A 20,217-nucleotide genomic window follows, 5' to 3' on the forward strand; every position below is an offset into this window, starting at 1 on the left:
AGGGGCGCGGGGGACGGGCCGGATCTGGGACGATTCAGGAATGGCCACACGACCCTCGACCCCGCACGTCCTCGCCGGACGCCCGTTCCCGCTCGGCGCCCACCCCGAGGCGGGCGGCGTCCGGTTCGCGATCACCTCCGCCGTCGCGGACGCGGTCGAGCTGTGCCTGATCGACGCCGACGGGTCCGAACGCCGGATCGCGCTCACCGAGCGCACGTTCGGCGTGTGGCACGGCCTGGTGCCCGGGGTGACGCCGGGGCAGCGCTACGGCTACCGCGTCCACGGCCCGTACGACCCGGCCCGCGGCCTGCGCTGCAACCCGCACAAGCTGCTCCTCGACCCCTACGCCCGGCAGATCACCGGCGGCCTCACCGACCTGCGCGCGGCCCAGGGCTTCACCGGCGACCCCGAGCGCGGTCCGATGTCCACTGTGGACTCCCTGGGCAGCGTGCCGCTGTCGGTGGTCACCTCGCCGGGCGGGCCGGACACCGGCGTCAAGCCGGAGGTCCCGTTCGAGGAGGCGGTGGTCTACGAGCTGCACGTCAAGGGGTTCACGCAGCGGCACCCGTTCATCCCCGAGGCGCTGCGCGGCACCTACCTCGGCCTGGCCCACCCGGTGGCCATCGAGTACCTGACCCGGCTCGGCGTCACGTCGGTGGAGCTGCTGCCGGTGCACTCGTTCCTCGACGAGCCGTCGCTGGTCCGGGCCGGGCGGCACAACTACTGGGGGTACTCGCCGCTCGGCTTCTTCGCGCCGCACGCGGCCTACGCCAGCGAGCCCGGCCACGAGGTCGAGGAGTTCCGGCTGATGGTCGCCGCCCTGCACGCGGCCGGCATCGAGGTGATCGTCGACGTCGTGTTCAACCACACCTGCGAAGGCGGGCCCGACGGGCCGACGCTGAGCTTCCGCGGCCTGAACGCGCCCGTGTACTACCTGCACACCGAGCGCGGTCACATGGCCGACATCACCGGCTGCGGCAACACCCTGGAGGCGGGCTCGCCGACGGTGGTCCGGCTGGTCACCGACTCGCTGCGGTACTGGACGCAGGAGCTGGGCGTCGACGGCTTCCGGTTCGACCTGGCCAGCACGCTCGGCCGGGCCCGCGGCGGCCCGTTCGACCCCGCGTCGACGCTGCTCACCGCGATCACCACCGACCCGGTGCTCTCGCGGTGCAAGCTCATCGCCGAACCGTGGGACGCCACCGGCGAGGGCTACCGGGTCGGCGGCTTCGGCGCCCAGTGGGCGGAGTGGAACGGCCGCTACCGCGACACCGTGCGCGACTTCTGGCGCGGCGCGACCGGCGTCCGCGACCTCGCCTACCGGCTGTCCGGTTCGTCGGACCTGTACGACCACAACCTGCGGCGGCCGTGGCAGTCGATCAACTTCGTCACCGCCCACGACGGCTTCACGCTGCGGGACCTGGTGTCCTACAACGAAAAGCACAACGAGGCCAACGGCGAGGACAACCGCGACGGCGGCAACGACAACCGCTCGTGGAACCACGGCGCCGAGGGGCCCACGGACGACCCGGCCATCCGCGAGCTGCGCGTGCGGCAGGCGCGGAACATGTTCGCCACGCTGCTGCTGTCCACCGGCACCCCGATGATCACCGCGGGCGACGAGTTCTGGCGGACCCAGGGCGGCAACAACAACGCGTACTGCCTCGACGACGAGACGTCGTGGCTGGACTGGACGCCCGAGGCGCCCGAGGCCGAGGCGATGCTGGCCTTCGCCCGCCGCGTCGTGCGGCTGCGGGCGAACAGCCCGGCGCTGCGGCAGCCGGAGTTCTTCGAAGGCCGGACGACGCCGACCGGCAAGCCGGACCTCGTCTGGTTCCGGCCGGACGGCGAGGAGTTCGGCGAGACCGACTGGTTCGAGGACCGGCACACGCTCGGCATGTGGATCGACGGCTCGAACAGCCAGGCCCGCAACCGCGACGGCGAGCTGGTGCCCGACCACTCGTGGCTGCTGTGGCTGCACGCGGGCGACGAGCCGGCCGAGGTCGTCCTGCCGGGCCGCGAGTACGGCGAGACGTTCAAGCCGACGCTCGACACGAGCACCGCCGACGGCAGCCCGGCCAACCCGGGTGTCCTGGAGGCCAAGAGCCGGGTGACGCTGCAGTCGCGGTCGCTGCTCCTGCTGCGCGCCCCGCGCCTGGCGGCGGAGGCGCAGCCCGAGGGCCGCTGACGGCCGGCGGCGTCGCTTTCCCGGGAAAGCGACGCCGCGTTCGTCCATTCGGGTACGGGTGTTGGCCGTTCGGGTCCGCGTGTCGGCGGATCGGGATCGCGCGCGATCTTAACTTCCCGGACATCCGCCGGAAATTCGTTGCGGGGAAAGCGTTTCGTCCGCGGCGAGGTGGGTACACCGAAGAGAACCCTGCCTCCCAGGCGCTTGATCGAGTCAGGCAGACTGGCGTCGCCTGCGTCCAACCGACACACCGAGGGGCGTTGCCCATGACCGGCCGGCTCGGCATCGACGACGTCTCCCCCAGCGTGAGCTGCGGCCGGTATCCGGCCAAAGCCGTTGTGGGGGAACACATCCCGGTCACCGCGACCGTCTGGCGGGAGGGTCACGACGCCGTCGCGGCGACCGTCGCGTGGCGCGGCCCCGGCGACCGCCTGACCCGCCAGACGCGGATGGTGCCGCGCGGCCCGGACCACCCCGACGAATTCGCCGCGGTGATCGTCCCGGACACCACCGGCCTGTGGACCTACCGGATCGACGCGTGGGGCGACCCGTGGGCGACGTGGGAGCACGCGGTCGAGGTGAAGGTCGCCGCCGGGCAGGGGCCCGAGGACCTCGCGAACGACCTCGAGAACGGCGCCCGGCTGCTGGAGCGCGTTTCCCGCCGTCCGGACCGCCGGGCCGAGAAAGCGCTTCTGACCGGCGCGGTGACGGCGTTGCGCGACGAAGAGCGCGCCCTCGCCGAGCGCGTCGGGCCCGCGCTCTCGCCCGAAGTCCGGCAGCTCATGCGCGAGTTCCCGGTGCGCGAGCTGATCACCAAGGGCAAGCCGCACAAGGTGTGGGTCGACCGCCGCCGGGCCGCGTTCGGCTCCTGGTACGAGCTGTTCCCCCGCTCCACCGGCGGCCTCGACGCCGAGGGCAAGGCGGTGCACGGCACCTTCACCACCGCCGCGGCCGCGCTCGACCGGGTCGCGAAGATGGGCTTCGACGTCGTCTACCTCCCGCCGATCCACCCGATCGGCCGGGTCAACCGCAAGGGCCCCAACAACACCCTCGACGCCAAGCCGGAGGATGTCGGCTCGCCGTGGGCCATCGGCGCCGACGAGGGCGGGCACGACGCCATCCACCCCGACCTCGGCACCTTCGACGACTTCGACGCGTTCGTCGCCCGCTCGGAAGAGCTGGGCATGGAGGTCGCGCTCGACTTCGCGCTGCAGGCCGCGCCCGACCACCCGTGGGTCCTGAAGAACCCGGAGTTCTTCACCACCCGCCCGGACGGCTCGATCGCCTACGCGGAGAACCCGCCGAAGAAGTACCAGGACATCTACCCGATCAACTTCGACAACGACCCCAAGGCCGTCTACGAGGAGATGCTCCGCGTCATCACGGTCTGGATCGACCACGGGGTCAAGATCTTCCGGGTCGACAACCCGCACACCAAGCCGCCGGACTTCTGGGCCTGGCTGATCCAGTCGGTCAAGGACGCCCACCCGGACGTGCTGTTCCTGGCCGAGGCGTTCACCCGCCCGGCGCGGCTGTGGGGGCTGGCCCGGCTCGGCTTCACCCAGAGCTACACGTACTTCACGTGGCGGACCGGCAAGCAGGAGCTGATCGACTTCGCCATCGACCTGCGCGACCACTGGAACGAGGGCCGGCCGAACCTGTTCGTCAACACCCCGGACATCCTCCACGAGTCGCTGCAGCGCGGCGGTCCCGGCATGTTCGCGCTGCGGGCGGCGCTGGCGGCGACGATCTCGCCGACGTGGGGTGTCTACTCCGGCTACGAGCTGTTCGAGCACGTCCCGGTCCGCGACGGCAGCGAGGAGTACCTCGACTCCGAGAAGTACCAGCTGCGCCCCCGCGACTTCGAGCGCGCGCTCGCCGAAGGCCGCTCGCTGGAGCCGTGGATCGCGAAGCTGAACGCCGTCCGCCGCGCGCACCCGGCGCTGCAGCAGATGCGCACCCTGCACTTCCACCACGTCGACAACGACGCACTGCTGGCCTACTCCAAACAGGACCCGGCCACCGGCGACACCGTGGTCACCGTCGTGACGCTCGACCCGTACGGCCCCCAGGAGGGCACGCTCTGGCTCGACACCGGGGCGCTCGGGTTCGAGGCGCACGAGCGGCTGATCGCCCACGACGAGGTCACCGGCGACACCTGGGACTGGGGTCAGGCGAACTTCGTCCGGCTCGAACCCTGGCGGGCCGTGGCGCACGTGGTGTCGGTCCGGCGGCGGCTGGCCGGCTAGCAGGGGAAGGAACGGATCGAGGGACTGAGGTGGAGCACATGGCGGAGGAAGCCCGCCCCGACGCGGCGCTCGGGCTGGACGGCGTACCGCACACCGGTGAGGCGATCACCGCGGACGGGATGCTCGTCGAGCCGCAGGCCGGCGACTTCCGCTCGGCGCAGCAGGCGCCCAGCAACCCCGAGTGGTTCAAGGGCGCGGTGTTCTACGAAGTGCTGGTGCGCGCGTTCGCCGACTCCAACGGCGACGGCACCGGCGACCTGAGAGGACTGGCCGGCCGGCTCGACTACCTGGCCTGGCTCGGGATCGACTGCCTGTGGCTGCCGCCGTTCTACGCCTCGCCCTTGCGCGACGGCGGGTACGACATCAGCGACTTCCGCGCGGTGCTGCCGGAGTTCGGCAGCGTCGAGGACTTCGTGTTCCTGCTCAACGAGGCGCACCGGCGCGGCATCCGGGTGATCACCGACCTGGTGCTCAACCACACCTCGGACGCGCACCCGTGGTTCCAGCAGTCCCGCAGCGAGCCCGACGGCCCGTACGGCGACTACTACGTGTGGAGCGACGACGACTCCCGCTACGCCGACGCGCGGATCATCTTCGTCGACACCGAGACGTCGAACTGGACCTACGACCCGGTCCGCGGCCAGTTCTACTGGCACCGGTTCTTCTCCCACCAGCCCGACCTGAACTACGAGAACGTCGACGTCCAGAACGCGATGATCGACGTCCTGCGGTTCTGGCTCGACCTGGGCATCGACGGGTTCCGCCTGGACGCCGTGCCGTACCTGTTCGAGCAGGAGGGCACCAACTGCGAGAACCTGCCGCGCACGCACGAATTCCTCAAGCGCTGCCGCAAGGTCGTCGACGACGAGTACCCGGGCCGGATCCTGCTCGCCGAGGCGAACCAGTGGCCCTCGGACGTCGTCGAGTACTTCGGCGACCCGGCCGTCGGCGGCGACGAGTGCCACATGGCGTTCCACTTCCCGCTGATGCCGCGGATCTTCATGGCGGTGCGCCGGGAGTCGCGGTTCCCGATCTCGGAGATCCTCGACCAGACGCCGGAAATCCCCGGCGGCACCCAGTGGGGCATCTTCCTGCGCAACCACGACGAGCTGACCCTCGAGATGGTCACCGACGAAGAGCGCGACTACATGTACGCGGAGTACGCCAAGGACCCGCGCATGAAGGCCAACATCGGCATCCGCCGCCGGTTGGCCCCGCTGCTGGACAACGACCGCAACCAGCAGGAGCTGTTCACGGCGATGCTGCTGTCCCTGCCGGGCTCGCCCGTTCTGTACTACGGTGACGAGATCGGCATGGGAGACAACATCTGGCTCGGCGACCGCGACGCGGTGCGCACCCCCATGCAGTGGACCCCGGACCGCAACGCCGGGTTCTCCTCCTGCGACCCCGGCCGCATCTACCTGCCGGTGATCATGGACCCGGTGTACGGCTACCAGGGCCTGAACGTCGAGGCGCAGTCGAACAACGACGCCTCGCTGCTCAACTGGACCCGGCGGATGATCGAGGTGCGCAAGCAGCACCACGCGTTCGCCGAAGGCGAGTTCGTCGACCTCGGCGGGTCCAACCCGAGCGTGCTGGCCTACAAGCGCCAGTGGCGGCGCCCGGACGGCGGCGAGGACGTCGTGCTCTGCGTGAACAACCTCTCCCGGTTCCCGCAGCCGGTGGAGCTGGACCTGTCCGCGCACCGCGGGTGCACGCCGGTGGAGCTCACCGGCGGCGTGCGGTTCCCCAGCATCGGGGAGCTGTCGTACCTGCTGACGCTGCCGGGGCACGGCTTCTACTGGTTCCAGCTGACGAACCCGGGAGACGAAGGCGAAGCGAGGTGAGTTCCTTGTCCGACCCGCGTGCGCTGGTCGACGACCTGACCGAGGACCTGAAGCGCTGGCTGCCGGAGCAGCGCTGGTTCGCCGGCAAGGACCGGCCGGTGACCGGCGTCCGGCCGCTCGGCGTGACCGAGCTGGTCGAAGGCGACCCGCAGCTGCTGCACGTGGTCGTCGAGGTCGCCCAGGACGACCGGCGCGAGCCGTACCAGCTGCTCGTGGGCCGGCGGACGCACCCGCCGGAGATCGCGTCGACCAGCTGGATCGGCGCCGTCGGCGACCTCAACGCCTACGAGGCGTCCGGTGACCTCGACGTCACCGGCGTCCTGCTGGACCTGATGGCGCGGGAGGGCAGCGTCGGCTCGCTCGTCTTCGAGCACGAGCCGGGCGTGGAGCTGGAGACCGGCCTGCGCGCGCGGCCGATCTCCTCGGAGCAGAGCAACACTTCCCTGGTGTACGGCGGGCAGTACATCCTCAAGCTGTTCCGGAAGCTGACCCCGGGCAAGAACAAGGACCTGCTGCTGCACCGCGCGCTGCAGGGTGTCGGCAGCAAGCACATCGCGGCCCCGCTCGGCTCGATCACCGGCGATCTCGACGGCGAACCGACCACGGTCGGCATGCTCCAGCAGTTCGTCCCGGACGCCGTCGACGGCTGGGCCATGGCCACCACCAGCGTCCGCGACCTGATGGCGGTGGCGGACCTGCACGCCGAGGAGGTCGGCGGCGACTTCGCCGGCGAGGCCGAACGGCTCGGGCGCGCCGTCGCCGAGGTGCACGCCGACCTGGCCGAGGCCCTCGGCACCGAGGCCGTCGACGCCGACGAGCTCGAACGCTCGACGAAGGCGATGCTCGACCGGCTCGACACGATCGCCGGCCGGGTGCCGGAGCTGGCCGCGCACGCCCCGGCCCTGCGGGCGGCGTTCGAGCAGCTGCGCTCGCTGCCCAGCGGGGCGGTGACCATGCAGTACATCCACGGCGACCTGCACCTGGGCCAGGTGCTGCGGACGGTCGGCGGCTGGCTGCTCATCGACTTCGAGGGCGAGCCCGCGGCCCCGGTCGAGGAGCGGCACGCGCTGCGGTCGCCGTTGCGCGACGTGGCGGGCATGCTGAGGTCGTTCGACTACGCGGCCCAGCAGATGCTGGTCGGCCAGCCGGACGACGCGGCGCTGGCCGAGCGCGCCCACGAGTGGTCGGAGCGCAACCGGGCGGCGTTCTGCGAGGGCTACGCGGCCGTGGCGGCCGACCCGCGCGACCAGGGTGAGCTGCTGCGCGCTTTCGAACTGGACAAGGCGGTCTACGAGGTGGGCTACGAGCACGCGAACCGGCCGGACTGGCTGGGCGTGCCGCTCGCCTCGATCGCCCGGATCACCGACGGAGAGGGATGACGCCGTGAACGCGGTTCCGGAAGGCCTCCCGGCCGCGGCCCCGCCGGCCGCGGACATCGACCGGCTGCTCGCCGGTTCGCACCACGACCCGCACTCGGTGCTGGGCGTGCACGCCGTGGGCAAGAGCTTCGTGGCCCGGGCGCTGCTGCCCGGCGCCAAGGGCGTCACGCTGCGCGCGGGCGAGCACCGCTACCCGATGGAGCCGGTGATCGACGCGCTGTTCGCGGTCGCCGTGCCGGAGCACCCGGGCGACTACCGCCTGGAGGTCGAGTACGACGGGCACACCGCCACCGCCGACGACCCCTACCGCTGGCTGCCCACGGTCGGCGAGCTGGACCTGCACCTGATCGGCGAGGGCAGGCACGAGCGGCTGTGGGAGGTGCTCGGCGCGCACGTCCGGTCGTACGAGACCCCCGGCGGCGTCGTCGAGGGGACGTCGTTCGCGGTGTGGGCACCCAACGCCCGCGGCATCCGCGTGATCGGCGACTTCAACGGCTGGGACGGGCGCGGTCACGCGATGCGCTCGCTCGGCTCGTCGGGGATCTGGGAGCTGTTCGTCCCCGGTGTCGGCGTGGGCACGTGCTACAAGTTCCGCATCCTCGGCGCCGACGGGAACTGGCACGAGAAGGCCGACCCGATGGCGTTCGGCACCGAGCAGCCGCCCGCGACGGCGTCGGTCGTCACCACCTCCGGGCACATCTGGGCCGACGACGCCTGGGTCGCGCAGCGCGAGGCGACCGACTGGTCCGCGGCGCCGATGAGCGTCTACGAGGTCCACCTCGGCTCGTGGCGGCCCGGGCTCGGCTACCGGGAGCTGGCCGACCAGCTCGGCGACTACCTGATCGAGACCGGCTTCACGCACGTCGAGCTGCTGCCGGTCTCGGAGCACCCGTTCGGCGGCTCGTGGGGCTACCAGGTGACGTCGTACTACGCGCCGACGTCCCGCTTCGGCTCCCCGGACGACTTCCGCCACTTCGTCGACCGCCTGCACCAGCGGGGGATCGGCGTGCTCGTCGACTGGGTGCCCGCGCACTTCCCGAAGGACAGCTGGGCGCTGGCCAAGTTCGACGGCACCGCGCTGTACGAGCACGCGGACCCGCGTCGCGGCGAGCAGCCCGACTGGGGCACGCTCGTGTTCGACTTCGGCCGCAACGAGGTCCGCAACTTCCTCGTCGCCAACGCGCTGTACTGGATCGAGGAGTTCCACCTCGACGGCCTGCGCGTGGACGCGGTCGCGTCGATGCTCTACCTCGACTACTCCCGCAACGAGGGGGAGTGGCTGCCGAACCAGTACGGCGGCCGCGAGAACCTGGACGCGGTGAAGTTCCTGCAGGAGCTGAACGCGACCGTCTACAAGCGACACCCCGGGATCGTGATGGTGGCCGAGGAGTCGACGGCGTGGCCGGGCGTCACGCGCCCGACCCACCTGGGCGGCCTCGGGTTCGGCTTCAAGTGGAACATGGGCTGGATGCACGACACGCTCCGGTACCTCTCCCACGAGCCGATCCACCGGGCGTACCACCACAACGAGATGACCTTCTCGCTGGTGTACGCGTGGAGCGAGAACTTCGTGCTGCCGCTGTCGCACGACGAAGTGGTGCACGGCAAGGGATCCCTGTGGGGCCGGATGCCGGGCGACGCGTGGAACAAGGCGGCCGGGCTGCGGTCGTTGCTGGCGTTCATGTGGGCACACCCGGGCAAGCAGCTGCTGTTCATGGGCGGCGAGTTCGGCCAGCCCGCGGAGTGGTCGGAGCAGCGGTCCCTGGACTGGCACCTGCTGGACGAGCCGCTGCACCGCGGCGTGCAGGACCTGCTGCGGTCGCTGAACGCGATCTACCGGTCGACGCCGGCGTTGTTCAGCCAGGACACCACGCCCGACGGCTTCCGCTGGATCGACGCGAACGACTCGAGCGGCAACGTGCTGAGCTTCCTGCGCATCGGCGCGGACGGCTCGCGGCTGGCCTGCATCGCGAACTTCTCGGGCGTGCCGCACCACGACTACCGGGTGGGGCTGCCGTCGGCCGGGCGCTGGCTCGAGGTGGTCAACACCGACGCGGAGGCGTACGGCGGCTCGGGCGTCGGGAACCTGGGCGCGGTGGAGGCGGTCGTCGAGCCCTGGCACGGCCAGCCGGCCTCGGCGGTGCTCCAGCTCCCGCCGTCGGGTGTGCTGTGGCTGGTCGAGGAGCACCCGGAAACGGCCGAGTCGCTGGTGGCCCCGGAGAGCCTCTGAGCCACCGCCGGGGCGGCGCTTTCGCGTGAAAGCGCCGGCCCGGCGGGCGAGGCGCGCCGGCGCCGGTTCGCTGCCTGCCCGCTCGCGCCGGTTCGCCGCCCGGCCGCCCGCTTGCGCCGGTCGCGTCGCCTGGTCGCGCCAGTTCGCTGCCCCCGCGCCGGTTCGCTGCCTGCCCGCTCGCGCCGTTCGTTGCTCGCGCCCGCCCGCGCCGCCCGCTCGCGCCGGTTCGCCGCCCGGCCGCCCGCTCGCCCGCGCCGGTTCGTTGCCCGCGCCCGCGCGGCCGCTGCGGTTCGCCCCTCCGCCCCACCCGCGCGGAAAATCCCTCCGCCCGCGGCCCCGCGCGGGCTTACCATCGGTGCATGACCGGCGCCGGCGGCGTCCTCGTGAATCTGATCCTCTTCGCCGTGGTCTGCATCGCCCCCACGGTGCTGTTCTGGTGCGCGCTCCGCGTCCCGAAGCTCGTCCACCGCATCCGGGAGAAGCGCGCGAAGCCGCAACCCGAAGGGCCGCCGATCGAGCGCGTCGCCGCGGACCTGCGGCGGGTGCACCGGCTGCTGGCCGGCTACCCGTCAGGCACCCCGGCCGCGCGGCGGCTCGGCACCCGCCAGGCGTACGACGAGCTGCTCACCCAGGCGTGCCGCCAGGTGGGCGTCCCGCACCGGCTCGCCGAGCTGCCGGAGGGCATGGACCGCGAGATCGAACGCCTGCGCGTCGAGGAATCGTTGCGGGAGCGCGGTCTCGCCGTCCCGTGAAGTCCGAAGTGGACACAAGAAAACCCCGCCACCGGAGTGACGGGGTTTCCTCGAACCGAACTCAGTCCAGGTAGTCGCGCAGGACCTGCGACCGCGACGGGTGGCGCAGCTTCGACATCGTCTTCGACTCGATCTGCCGGATGCGTTCGCGGGTCACCCCGTACACCTGGCCGATCTCGTCGAGCGTGCGCGGCTGGCCGTCGGTGAGGCCGAAGCGCAGCCGGACCACGCCCGCCTCGCGCTCGGACAGCGTCTGCAGCACCGACTGGAGCTGGTCCTGCAGCAGCGTGAACGACACCGCGTCCACCGCGACGACCGCTTCGGAGTCCTCGATGAAGTCACCGAGCTGCGAGTCGCCCTCGTCGCCGATCGTCTGGTCCAGCGAGATCGGCTCGCGTGCGTACTGCTGGATCTCCAGGACCTTCTCCGGGGAGATGTCCATTTCCTTCGCGAGCTCTTCCGGGGTCGGCTCGCGGCCGAGGTCCTGGAGCAGTTCACGCTGTATGCGGCCGAGCTTGTTGATGACCTCGACCATGTGCACCGGGATGCGGATGGTGCGGGCCTGGTCGGCCATCGCGCGGGTGATCGCCTGGCGGATCCACCACGTGGCGTACGTCGAGAACTTGTAGCCCTTGGTGTAGTCGAACTTTTCGACCGCGCGGATCAGGCCGAGGTTGCCTTCCTGGATCAGGTCCAGGAACGCCATGCCGCGGCCGGTGTAGCGCTTGGCCAGCGAGACCACGAGCCGGAGGTTCGCCTCCAGCAGGTGGTTCTTGGCGCGCTCGCCGTCACGCACGATCCACTTGAGATCGCGGCGCATCTGGGTGACGAGCTTCTCGCCCTCCTCCTCGGCGGTGCGCACGCGCTCGGCGGCGTAGAGCCCGGCCTCGATCCGCTTGGCCAGCTCCACCTCCTCCTCGGCGTTCAGCAGCGCGACCTTGCCGATCTGCTTGAGGTAGGCGCGCACGGAGTCGGCGGAGGCGGTGAGCTCGGCGTCCTTGCGCGCCTGGCGCAGCGCCTCGGACTCCTCCTCGTCCCAGACGAAGTCCGGGTTGTCGGAGCTCTTCGCCGCCTTGTCGGCCGCGGCACCGCGACGACGCTGGGCCGGCGTCTCCTCGTCGGCTTCCTCGTCGTCATCGTCGTCGTCGGCCGAGTCGGTGTCCGGCTCGTCGTTGACCGTCTCGTCGACGACGTCGACCTCGACCTCTTCCAGGTCCGACAGGTCGGGCGAGTCGAGTTCGGCCTCGTCGAGCTCGCCGGGACCGTCCGGCTCGCCGTCTTCGGTCTTCGCGCCCTTGGTCGCGGGCTTCTTCGCCGGGGCCTTCTTGGCCGGCGCCTTCTTGGCGGTGGTGGTCTTGCGGGCCGCTGGCTTCGCCGTCCCGGTGGCTGCCTCTTCGGCCGGCTCGCCGGCTGCGGTCGCGGTCTTCGTCCCGCCTCGGGTTGCGGTTCTTGCGGCTGCCACTTACGCCCTTTCGCAGCGGTCGATCATGACGAGCAACGGCACGGGTGCCACTGCTGCCTCACATTCGGGGATCACGCCTCGGCCTGCGGTTTTGACCTCCGCAGCCGTGGGCCGTGTTCCATTGTAACGACGGTACGCGCATGCGTCGCGAAGCGATCACCCTCCGGCCCGGTTTCGGGCCGGATTCAGTGCTGGATGCCCTCCGCGGCGGCCGCCGCGGCCCCCACGATCCCGGCGTTGTTCTGCAGCGTCGCGACCAGCACCGGAGTGCGGATGTCCAGCAGCGGCACCCATTTCTCGGCCTTCTTGCTGACCCCGCCGCCGACGATGAACAGGTCGGGCCAGATCAGGTTTTCGAGCACGGTCAGATAACGGTGCACGCGCTTGGCCCATTCGGGGTAGGAGAGCCCCTCGTTGTCCTTCACGGAGGCGGCCGCGCGCTTCTCCGCGTCGTGGCCGTCGATCTCCAGGTGGCCGAACTCGGTGTTCGGGACGAGCTTGCCGTCCTGGAACACCGCGCTGCCGATGCCGGTGCCGAAGGTGAGCAGCGCGGTGACGCCCTTGCGCGCGACCGGGTCGCCGAAGCGGATCTCGGCCATGCCCGCCGCGTCGGCGTCGTTGAGCATCGCGACCTGGTCGACGCCGCGGCCGAGCCGCTTGGCGAACAGGGCGTCGGCGTCGGTGCCGATCCACTGCTTGTCGATGTTGGCCGCGGTGTGCGCGACGCCCTTCTTGACGACGGCCGGCAGCGTCACGCCGACCGGGCCGTCCCAGGCCGCCTGCGTGACGATGTCGTGCACGACGTCCGCCACCGCGGACGGGGTGGACGGCTTCGGCGTCTCGATCCGGATCCGGTCGCCGATGAGCCGGCCCTTTTCCAGGTCGACCAAGGCGCCCTTGATCCCGCTGCCGCCGATGTCGATGCCGAAACCTCGGCGGGTCGCCTCCACCACGGACGTGGTCCCTTCTCGCACGATTCAGAAGCCTGCCTCGGAGACTTTAACCGGATGTGGTGACATGTCGGACGTGGGAGTTGACGAGTCGTTGCTGAAAAGCGTCGCGGTGCAGGTCGCGACGGACGCCGCCGAGCTGGTCCGCGAGGCCTGGGAGGGCATGGCGGGCGGCCGCTCGGTGGCCGTGGACACCAAGTCCGCGGCCACCGACGTGGTGACCGCGGTGGACCACGAGTCCGAGCGGCTGGTGCGGGACCGGCTGGCCGCGCTGCGGCCCGGGGAACCGGTGCTGGGCGAGGAGGGCGGCGGGGCCGCCGGTGACGGCGTGACCTGGGTCGTCGACCCGATCGACGGGACCGTCAACTTCCTCTACGGCCTGCCCTGGTTCGCGGTGTCGGTCGCGGCGCAGGTCGGCGGCGAGTCGGTGGCGGGCGCGGTGGTGGAGCCGGCGAGCGGGCGCGTCTGGTCCGCCGCGCGCGGGCAGGGCGCGTACCTCGGCGACCGCCGCCTGGCGGTGTCGGCGCCCGCGCGCCTGGAGCTGACGCTCGTCGGAACCGGTTTCGCGTATTCGGCCGAGCGCCGGACGCGCCAGTCGCGCTTCGCGGCGGAGCTGCTGGGCCGCGTCCGCGACATCCGGCGCAACGGCGCGGCATCGCTGGACCTGTGCGCGGTGGCGGCGGGCTGGCTCGACGCGTACGTGGAGCACGGGCTGCACCGCTGGGACTGGGCCGCGGGGGCCCTGATCGCCGCGGAGGCGGGCGCGGAGGTGCTGCTGCCGGGGTCGGCCCCGGAGCTGGGCACTGACGCGACGTACGCGGCGGCGCCGTCGATCGCGGACCCGCTGCGGAAGCTGCTGGGGGACTGCGGCGCCGCGGAGGTCTGAGCGGACGGTCGGGTTGGGCAGGCTCAGGGCGCGCGTCAGCAGGCGACGTCGCGAGCCGATGCCAAAAGCGTCTGGTCGATGACCGGGGCCTTCGCCCCCGCGGACTGCTCGTTCGTGCCGCCGCCCTGGTGGGCCTTGGACCAGTCCGCCAGCTGAGTCAGGATCTGGCGGGCCTCCGCGCGCGGCCGGATGTCGCCGAACAGCGTGCCCGTCACCAGGTCGACGCTCGCGTCCTTGCGGTTGTCCTGGACCAGCTCCGCGCACGGCACGACCAGGCTGAGCGTCCGGGCCGCCGTGATGCCGTTCTCGCCGAAGCGGATCTGGCCGCGGCACTTGGCCACGCGGCCCTCGTACGCCGGGTCGTTGGCCGGTTCACCCGCCGCGGTGAACCCCAGCTCCTTGAGCGCGGTGGTGGCGATGCCGCCCTGGCCGCGGGTGCTGGACGCGTTGAGCACCTTCACCGCGACCTTGTCCGGCGGCACCGGCGCGCGGTCGTCGAGGGCGTTGTGGGGGAGCGTGCTGAACGTGACCCCCGGCGGCGGGCTCGCGGCCGGGTCGCACTTCACGGCCTCGTCGACGTCGCCCTTGCCGACGGCCGCGTTGATCCAGACGATGATCGCGCCGAGGGCGAGCACGCCGATGACGATCAGCGCCGGCAGCGGCTTGTGCTTGCGATACGGCCGCGCCCCACGGTCCCCGATGCCGTTCCCCGACGCCACCTGCCCGTCCCTTCCCGAACACCGAACCCGGCCGGTGCGAACCCGGCACCGTCGTGGCCGCTCAGCCTAGGCGCTGCGGCCGGCGCCCACCGTTCCGGGTCACCCCGCCGGAAGCGCCCCGTGCCGCGTGCCCCGCGCGCGGCCGATCCCCGTGCGGCGATCGCACCACGGCGGGGCCGGCTGGGGCAAGCGGACACGGGCCGCCGGTGAGGTTGTCCACCTCCGGGCAACCCGAATGGACGACACCGCGTCTTACCTGCGGGTTCCCCCTGTCGGGTGACGATTCCCCGGCAATGTCTGACTCGTTGCAGAACCGTCGCGGGCGTGAGCTACCCTTCCCGGGCTCCGGCCGCAGGAAGAGGCCCATAAAGAAGAGACCTCGGTCACTTCGGCCGTCGGGCACAAACAGGGGCCCTGGAACGTTGACCAGCGGCACGGCGGACTCACGGGCGCACCCGGGGGTCCGGAAAACGACTACACAAGCTGATCGCAGGGGTGAGGGACAACATGGCTACCGACTACGACGCTCCGCGCCGCAGCGAAGCCGACGAGCTGGCCGAAGACTCGTTGGAGGAGCTCAAGGCCCGGCGGAACGAGAACCAGTCCGGCGTCGTCGACGTCGACGAGGACGCGACCGCCGAGAACTTCGAGCTGCCGGGTGCCGACCTCTCCGGGCTTTCCGGTGAGGACATGACCGTGAAGGTGGTGCCGAAGCAGGCGGACGAGTTCACCTGCTCCGTGTGCTTCCTGGTGCACCACCGCAGCCGGCTGGCCGAGGACAACGGCGGACGCCTGATCTGCCGCGACTGCGCCTGACGGGCGCAGGGGTTCTCGACAGGGGACGAACAGACGCGACGGAGAGCCTCGAGGGAACCGAGGGGTGAGGCTCGAAGCGCGCTGGGGACAAGGGGGCCGGCCGGCAGGCCGGCCCCCTTCCACATGTCCGGGACTAGCCCTTCCCGATCAGCGCGGCGACCTTCTCCGGGTGGCGGGTGCTGAACAGCCAGTACGGCGTCGGGTCGGCCGGATCGGTCAGCCGGACCCGCACGACCGGGCCCACCCAGCCGCGGTGCAGCACGAAGGCGGCGGGGTCGCCGTCGCGGCCCAGCGCCTTGCGCTTGGCCTCCTTGTCGAAGATCTCGACCTCGCCCGCGTACCGCAGCGGCAGGTGCGCGTCGCCGACCCACAGCTCCGGCTCGTCGCCGCCGGTGACGCGGACCTTGGACCGGCCGAGCGACAGCATCAGCCCGACGACGACCGGCAGCGCGATCACGTACGGCAGCCACGCCCGGACACCCGGGTAGCCCATGTCGACCTCGGCCGCGAGCAGGATCGCGCCCAGCACCGGCAGCGGCCAGCCCCACCACGGGACGTACAGCCGCTCGGAGTGCCGGACCGCGGCACTCGCGGCCGTCTTCGCAGATTCACCCACGGGTAGAGAGTAATCTCGCCGCCCGTGTCCAGCGTTCAGGTACTCCTCACCCGGCTCGACCCGGATGTCCCGCTGCCCGCCTACGCCCGGCCGGGCGACGCGGGCGCCGATCTCGTCACGACCTCGGATATCGTGCTGAAACCCGGGGAACGCGGCGTCGTCGGCACCGGCGTCGCCATCGCCCTCCCGCCCGGGTACGCGGGGTTCGTCCACCCCCGGTCGGGCCTGGCCGCCCGGGTCGGCCTCTCGGTGGTGAACACGCCGGGCACGATCGACGCGGGCTACCGCGGGGAGATCAAGGTCTGCCTGATCAACCACGACCCGGTGCACCCGATCGAGCTCGCGCGCGGCGACCGCATCGCCCAGCTGATCGTGCAGCGGGTCGAGCACGCGGTGTTCGTGGAGGTCGCCGGACTCGACACGACCGAGCGGGGCGACGGAGGCTACGGCTCCACGGGTGGACACGCCACACTGGGAGCACCGGCGCTCGCCGCGAGCGCCGGCACGGGGGAAGGAACGGAGAAGTAGTGGGGATTTTCGGACGCAAGCGGCGGACCGAGGACGGGTCCGCCGGACGGCACGCCGCGCCCGAGGCCGACGACACGATCGAGGACGAGGCGTACGACGAGGAATCGGAGCTTTCGGACGTCTCCGACGGCCCGTTCGACGTCGCGGACTTCGAGGACGACGGCGTCCCGCGGATCGACCTCGGCTCGGTGAAGGTGCCGGTGCCGGACGGTTCCCAGGTGCAGGTCGAGATGGACCCCGAGACGCAGGGCGTGCGAGCCGTGCACGTCGTCACCGAGCAGGGCCAGATCACGGTCAGCGCCTACGCCGCGCCGCGCTCGGGCGGGCTGTGGCGCGAGGTCAGCACCGAGCTGGCCGAGCAGCTGCGGGCCGACGGCGCGAAGGTCAACATCGGCCGCGGCGTGTGGGGCCTGGAGATCTCGGCCATCGTCGGCGACGTCGCGCTGCGCTTCGTCGGTGTCGACCGGCCGCGCTGGATGCTGCGCGGCGTGATCGCCGGCCCGCAGTCGGAGGCCGCGGCGGCGGTCGAGGTGCTGCGGGGGATCGTGCGGCGCACGATCGTCGACCGCGGCGACGCGCCGATGCCGGTCCGCACCCCGCTCACGATCACGCTGCCCGAGGCGGTCGCCGAGCACATCGCGGCCCAGCAGCAGCAGGGCTGAGCCCCCACCCGGAGGCCGTGGACGCACGTTTCGACGTGCGGTTCACGGCCTTCCGCGTGCCCGCAGGAAGGCCAGGACGGTCGCCCGGCCGAGGGACTCGCGGTCCGCGCCCAGCGCCGTGAGGGTCGTCTCGCCGAGGGCGGCCCGGGGAAGTGCCGTGGCCCACTCCGATGCGACTTTCGTCGGGTGGATCGGGTCGTCGGTGCACGTGCCGATCCCGGCCGGGACGCCGAGGGCCGCGAGGTCGCCGAGGGTGGGGGAGGGGCGGCTCGCCGCGACGCGCAGGCTCATCGCCAGCCCGGCCCCGTGGCGGCGCCACGCCCGGTCCAGTTCCGCCCGCAGCCAGTCCGGGCTGCCCGCCGTCTGCGCCAGTGCCGCGTCGACCCCGGAGCCGGCCACCAGATCGGCGGACAGCGTCGCGGCCAGCGACGCGGGTGCCGAGCCCGGGACGCCGTTCCAGGCCGGGAGCGCGGCCAGCAGGCCCCCGCAACGCCCCGGGTTGGCGACCGCCCACTCCGCGGCGAGGTGGGCGCCGAACGAAATGCCGCCTACGAGCAGTTCGCCGTGTTCGTCCGCGAGCGCGTCGAGGGCCGCCAGGTAGCCGTCGGCGAGCGCCGCCCCGGCGGGCGGGGGTGGCGCGATGAGCGGGACACCGAGGGCGCGCAGCGGGCCGGCGAACACGGCCCGGACGAACACCTCGTCCGAGCCGGTGCCGGGCAGGAGCACCGCGGCGGGAACTTCGATTGCGGACGTCACGTTGCGATCTTTGCGCAAAGGCGTTTCCCTGGCGGGGACCGCAGTACGCTGGAATCGCACGGGCCGCAAGCATGTCGGGGGCCCCGGAGCACAGGAGCACCTATGTCCGCCAAAGACGGCGGCTACTTCAGCCGGCTGGTACGCAAGCTGACCAGCGACGTCGACGAGCTCGACGCCGACGAGATGTCCATGAGGTCCGGCGCCGAAGGGGCGCAGCGGGCCTGCGACTGCCGTTCCGGCGAAGAGGTCACCGTGATGGGGAGACTCCGCAGCGTGGAGCTTTGCCCGACGAACGAGGCCGCCACGCTGGAGGCCGAGCTGTTCGACGGGACACAGGGCGTGACGCTAATCTGGCTCGGCCGCCGCCGGATCCCGGGTATCGAGCCTGGCCGGACGATCAAGGTGCGTGGTCGGATGGCCGAGCGTGACGGCCAGAAGGTGCTGTACAACCCCTATTACGAGCTCCAGAGCCCAGTGAGTTGATCACCCATCGTGACTGAACCCGCCCCGAGCGAGAAGAAGACCGACGGCGAAGAGCCCCAGCCGACCCTGCTCGAGCAGATGGGCGGCGTGTCCGGCCTGATCTACTCCTCGGTGCCGGTGATCGTCTTCGTGCTGGCGAACGCGTTCTTCGGGCTGACCGCCGCCATCTGGACGTCGGTGGGCAGCGCGGTGGCGATCACCGTGCTGCGGGTGGTCCGCAAGGAGCCCCTGCAGCCGGCGATCTCCGGCTTCTTCGGCGTCGCGATCGCGGCGTTCATCGCCTACCGCACCGGCTCGGCGAAGGGGTTCTTCCTCTTCGGGATCTACGCGAGCCTCGTGTATTGCGGCGTGTTCGTGCTGTCGGTGCTCGTGCGCTGGCCGATCGCGGGCGTGGTGTGGAACGTGCTGAACGGCACCGGCCAGGCGTGGCGCAAGGACAAGCCGTCCCGCTACGGCTACGACATCGCGACGCTGGCGCTGGCGCTGGTGTTCGCCGCCCGGTTCGTCGTGCAGCGGTGGCTCTACCAGGAGGACTACACCGGCTGGCTGGCCTTCGCGAAGATCGCGATGGGGTACCCGCTGTACGCGCTGGGCCTGCTGGTCGTGGTCTGGGCGGTGCGCCGCTCGGACAAGCGCCTGAAGACACTGGAGGAGACGGCACCGAAGCCGGAGACCGACGCGGAGATCGAGGCCCGGCTGCGCGAGAAGTACGCGGCCCCCGAAGCCTGAGGCGCGCGCTGGACCGCGCGCGTAGTGTGGCCCAGCGCCGCGGTCGGCGATGGCCGGATTCCGGGTGGGGAGTGATGTCCGGCTGCCGACCCGAGGATGAGCGGCCCCGGGATCGAAGATTCAGGTCGACTGGCTACATCTGGTCGCCGTGCGTAACTCTTTGACGCTGCGCGAAGGGACGATCGAGTGATAGATGAGCTCGGGGGCCAGAAGCGGCGGGTTTCCCTCGCCTGAACCTGGACGTGCTCGCCTGAACAACGTTTACCAGCACGGACAGTCACCTACGCACGTGCACATGCAGGTGCACGGCTGAGTTGATATTCAATTTCGAATACGCACCGTGAAAGTCGCAGTGGACTGACGAGTAGGCATTTTCAAAAATAAGATCATGTGGTAAAAACCTTCGCGATCGACATGATCAGGAATTGTCCACGAGGCGAAGTTGGTCTCCGTGGCGTTGAAGTTCGACACTTCCTGGAAGTAAGTTCGGCGATTTCAGGACCTGGAGCAGCTCGCTGACCTGCGGTTACGCCGCTAACCCCGTGTTGTGTGATACAGATCACATGTGTCGGGGTGGGCTTGCCTGGTTTTCATTACGTACCGTCGCTAGTCAACACGTGCTGGGGATCCCTTATGGGTGCCTGGCGATCGGGCTCGTCTCCGCAAAAGCGGCGGCGAGGGCTACGCTTACTCTTGGGCGTAGCCCGAAGTCGAGAAGAGCCGGAGCCCTTGCGGGTCCGGCTGGGATCTCAGCAGGGATCTTTCTCGATGCGGGGCCGGTCTGCTGCTCTAGCCAAGCACGGATGGCGTGCGGGCTCGCCTCTTCTCCCCGAGGAGGCGGTCGGCATGGGTCTCGGTTCCAGTTGCAGCTGGAACCGAGCCTCCCCTCCGCCGGGTCTGGCCCTTGGCCAGTCGTTACCGTGCTCGAGGGTGTTACAGGTCCGGCCTTGGTGCCGATGGGTGAA

General features: G+C 71.2%; 17 protein-coding genes. 12 read left to right on the forward strand and 5 right to left on the reverse strand.

Annotated features, from left to right (window positions below):
• The first annotated feature begins 40 nt into the window (after positions 1 to 40).
• From glgX to ACWEVP_RS16340, 6 genes are all read left to right on the forward strand, one after another.
• Entirely contained in the window at positions 41 to 2,188 is a 2,148-nt protein-coding gene (gene glgX, locus ACWEVP_RS16315) for a glycogen debranching protein GlgX (protein WP_452063362.1), read from the forward strand.
• Between the two features lie 266 nt (positions 2,189 to 2,454).
• Positions 2,455 to 4,437, forward strand: a complete 1,983-nt coding sequence (locus ACWEVP_RS16320; protein WP_452063363.1) for a maltotransferase domain-containing protein — start codon at positions 2,455 to 2,457, stop codon at positions 4,435 to 4,437.
• Positions 4,438 to 4,475: 38 nt separating this feature from the next.
• Positions 4,476 to 6,284 carry a maltose alpha-D-glucosyltransferase gene (treS, locus tag ACWEVP_RS16325; protein WP_452063364.1) on the forward strand — a complete coding sequence of 603 codons (1,809 nt, stop codon included), beginning with the start codon at positions 4,476 to 4,478 and terminating at the stop codon, positions 6,282 to 6,284.
• Positions 6,285 to 6,289: 5 nt separating this feature from the next.
• The gene (locus ACWEVP_RS16330) at positions 6,290 to 7,663 is read left to right on the forward strand and encodes a maltokinase N-terminal cap-like domain-containing protein (RefSeq protein WP_452063365.1); all 1,374 of its coding nucleotides are present in this window, start codon (positions 6,290 to 6,292) and stop codon (positions 7,661 to 7,663) included.
• 4 nt (positions 7,664 to 7,667) lie between these two features.
• On the forward strand, positions 7,668 to 9,893 hold the full coding sequence (gene glgB, locus ACWEVP_RS16335; protein WP_452063366.1) for a 1,4-alpha-glucan branching protein GlgB: 2,226 nt from the start codon (positions 7,668 to 7,670) through the stop codon (positions 9,891 to 9,893).
• A gap of 359 nt (positions 9,894 to 10,252) precedes the next feature.
• Entirely contained in the window at positions 10,253 to 10,645 is a 393-nt protein-coding gene (locus ACWEVP_RS16340) for a hypothetical protein (RefSeq protein WP_452063367.1), read from the forward strand.
• Positions 10,646 to 10,706: 61 nt separating this feature from the next.
• On the opposite strand, the gene ACWEVP_RS16345 is transcribed toward ACWEVP_RS16340, so the two are convergent.
• Positions 10,707 to 12,107, reverse strand: coding sequence for an RNA polymerase sigma factor (locus ACWEVP_RS16345; RefSeq protein ID WP_364446227.1), 1,401 nt, complete (start codon positions 12,105 to 12,107; stop codon positions 10,707 to 10,709).
• Between the two features lie 185 nt (positions 12,108 to 12,292).
• Positions 12,293 to 13,060, reverse strand: coding sequence for a polyphosphate--glucose phosphotransferase (ppgK, locus tag ACWEVP_RS16350; protein ID WP_452063635.1), 768 nt, complete (start codon positions 13,058 to 13,060; stop codon positions 12,293 to 12,295).
• 64 nt (positions 13,061 to 13,124) lie between these two features.
• Here ppgK and ACWEVP_RS16355 point away from each other — a divergent pair, with 64 nt between their 5' ends.
• Positions 13,125 to 13,943: an inositol monophosphatase family protein gene (locus ACWEVP_RS16355; RefSeq protein WP_452063368.1), complete on the forward strand. Its 819-nt coding sequence runs from the start codon at positions 13,125 to 13,127 to the stop codon at positions 13,941 to 13,943.
• Positions 13,944 to 13,978: 35 nt separating this feature from the next.
• Here ACWEVP_RS16355 and cei read toward each other — a convergent pair whose 3' ends face one another.
• Positions 13,979 to 14,662 (reverse strand): envelope integrity protein Cei, encoded by a 684-nt coding sequence (gene cei / locus ACWEVP_RS16360; protein ID WP_452063369.1) that lies wholly within the window; start codon positions 14,660 to 14,662, stop codon positions 13,979 to 13,981.
• Positions 14,663 to 15,169: 507 nt separating this feature from the next.
• Between cei and ACWEVP_RS16365 the strand changes: the two genes are divergently transcribed.
• Positions 15,170 to 15,478 carry a DUF4193 domain-containing protein gene (locus tag ACWEVP_RS16365; RefSeq protein WP_013224476.1) on the forward strand — a complete coding sequence of 103 codons (309 nt, stop codon included), beginning with the start codon at positions 15,170 to 15,172 and terminating at the stop codon, positions 15,476 to 15,478.
• 133 nt (positions 15,479 to 15,611) lie between these two features.
• Here the strand turns inward: ACWEVP_RS16365 and ACWEVP_RS16370 are convergent, their stop codons facing one another.
• Positions 15,612 to 16,094: a DUF3093 domain-containing protein gene (locus tag ACWEVP_RS16370; protein WP_452063370.1), complete on the reverse strand. Its 483-nt coding sequence runs from the start codon at positions 16,092 to 16,094 to the stop codon at positions 15,612 to 15,614.
• Positions 16,095 to 16,118: 24 nt separating this feature from the next.
• On the opposite strand from ACWEVP_RS16370, the gene dut reads away from it, so the two are divergent.
• Complete coding sequence (dut, locus tag ACWEVP_RS16375; RefSeq protein ID WP_452063371.1) at positions 16,119 to 16,622, forward strand: dUTP diphosphatase; 504 nt, start codon at positions 16,119 to 16,121, stop codon at positions 16,620 to 16,622.
• Positions 16,622 to 17,284: a DUF3710 domain-containing protein gene (locus ACWEVP_RS16380; RefSeq protein ID WP_452063372.1), complete on the forward strand. Its 663-nt coding sequence runs from the start codon at positions 16,622 to 16,624 to the stop codon at positions 17,282 to 17,284. The genes dut and ACWEVP_RS16380 overlap by 1 nt, the downstream gene beginning before the upstream one ends.
• 42 nt (positions 17,285 to 17,326) lie before the next feature.
• Here ACWEVP_RS16380 and ACWEVP_RS16385 read toward each other — a convergent pair whose 3' ends face one another.
• Positions 17,327 to 18,010: an alpha/beta fold hydrolase gene (locus ACWEVP_RS16385; RefSeq protein ID WP_452063636.1), complete on the reverse strand. Its 684-nt coding sequence runs from the start codon at positions 18,008 to 18,010 to the stop codon at positions 17,327 to 17,329.
• A gap of 132 nt (positions 18,011 to 18,142) precedes the next feature.
• Between ACWEVP_RS16385 and ACWEVP_RS16390 the strand changes: the two genes are divergently transcribed.
• Both ACWEVP_RS16390 and ACWEVP_RS16395 read left to right on the forward strand, forming a co-directional pair.
• Positions 18,143 to 18,523: an OB-fold nucleic acid binding domain-containing protein gene (locus tag ACWEVP_RS16390; protein ID WP_072480405.1), complete on the forward strand. Its 381-nt coding sequence runs from the start codon at positions 18,143 to 18,145 to the stop codon at positions 18,521 to 18,523.
• A gap of 9 nt (positions 18,524 to 18,532) precedes the next feature.
• The gene (locus ACWEVP_RS16395; RefSeq protein ID WP_452063373.1) at positions 18,533 to 19,252 is read left to right on the forward strand and encodes a DUF3159 domain-containing protein; all 720 of its coding nucleotides are present in this window, start codon (positions 18,533 to 18,535) and stop codon (positions 19,250 to 19,252) included.
• The last annotated feature ends 965 nt before the right edge of the window (positions 19,253 to 20,217 follow it).

The sequence above is a fragment of the Amycolatopsis sp. NPDC003865 genome (assembly GCF_053605345.1).

What these genes read in the sequence shown, in the direction of transcription:
- ACWEVP_RS16365 (WP_013224476.1), top strand. Translation starts at nt 15,170, where the DNA reads ATGGCTACCGACTACGACGCTCCGCGCCGCAGCGAAGCCGACGAGCTG.
- ACWEVP_RS16340 (WP_452063367.1), top strand. Translation starts at nt 10,253, where the DNA reads ATGACCGGCGCCGGCGGCGTCCTCGTGAATCTGATCCTCTTCGCCGTG.
- treS (WP_452063364.1), top strand. Translation starts at nt 4,476, where the DNA reads ATGGCGGAGGAAGCCCGCCCCGACGCGGCGCTCGGGCTGGACGGCGTA.
- ACWEVP_RS16355 (WP_452063368.1), top strand. Translation starts at nt 13,125, where the DNA reads ATGTCGGACGTGGGAGTTGACGAGTCGTTGCTGAAAAGCGTCGCGGTG.
- glgX (WP_452063362.1), top strand. Translation starts at nt 41, where the DNA reads ATGGCCACACGACCCTCGACCCCGCACGTCCTCGCCGGACGCCCGTTC.
- ACWEVP_RS16390 (WP_072480405.1), top strand. Translation starts at nt 18,143, where the DNA reads ATGTCCGCCAAAGACGGCGGCTACTTCAGCCGGCTGGTACGCAAGCTG.
- ACWEVP_RS16320 (WP_452063363.1), top strand. Translation starts at nt 2,455, where the DNA reads ATGACCGGCCGGCTCGGCATCGACGACGTCTCCCCCAGCGTGAGCTGC.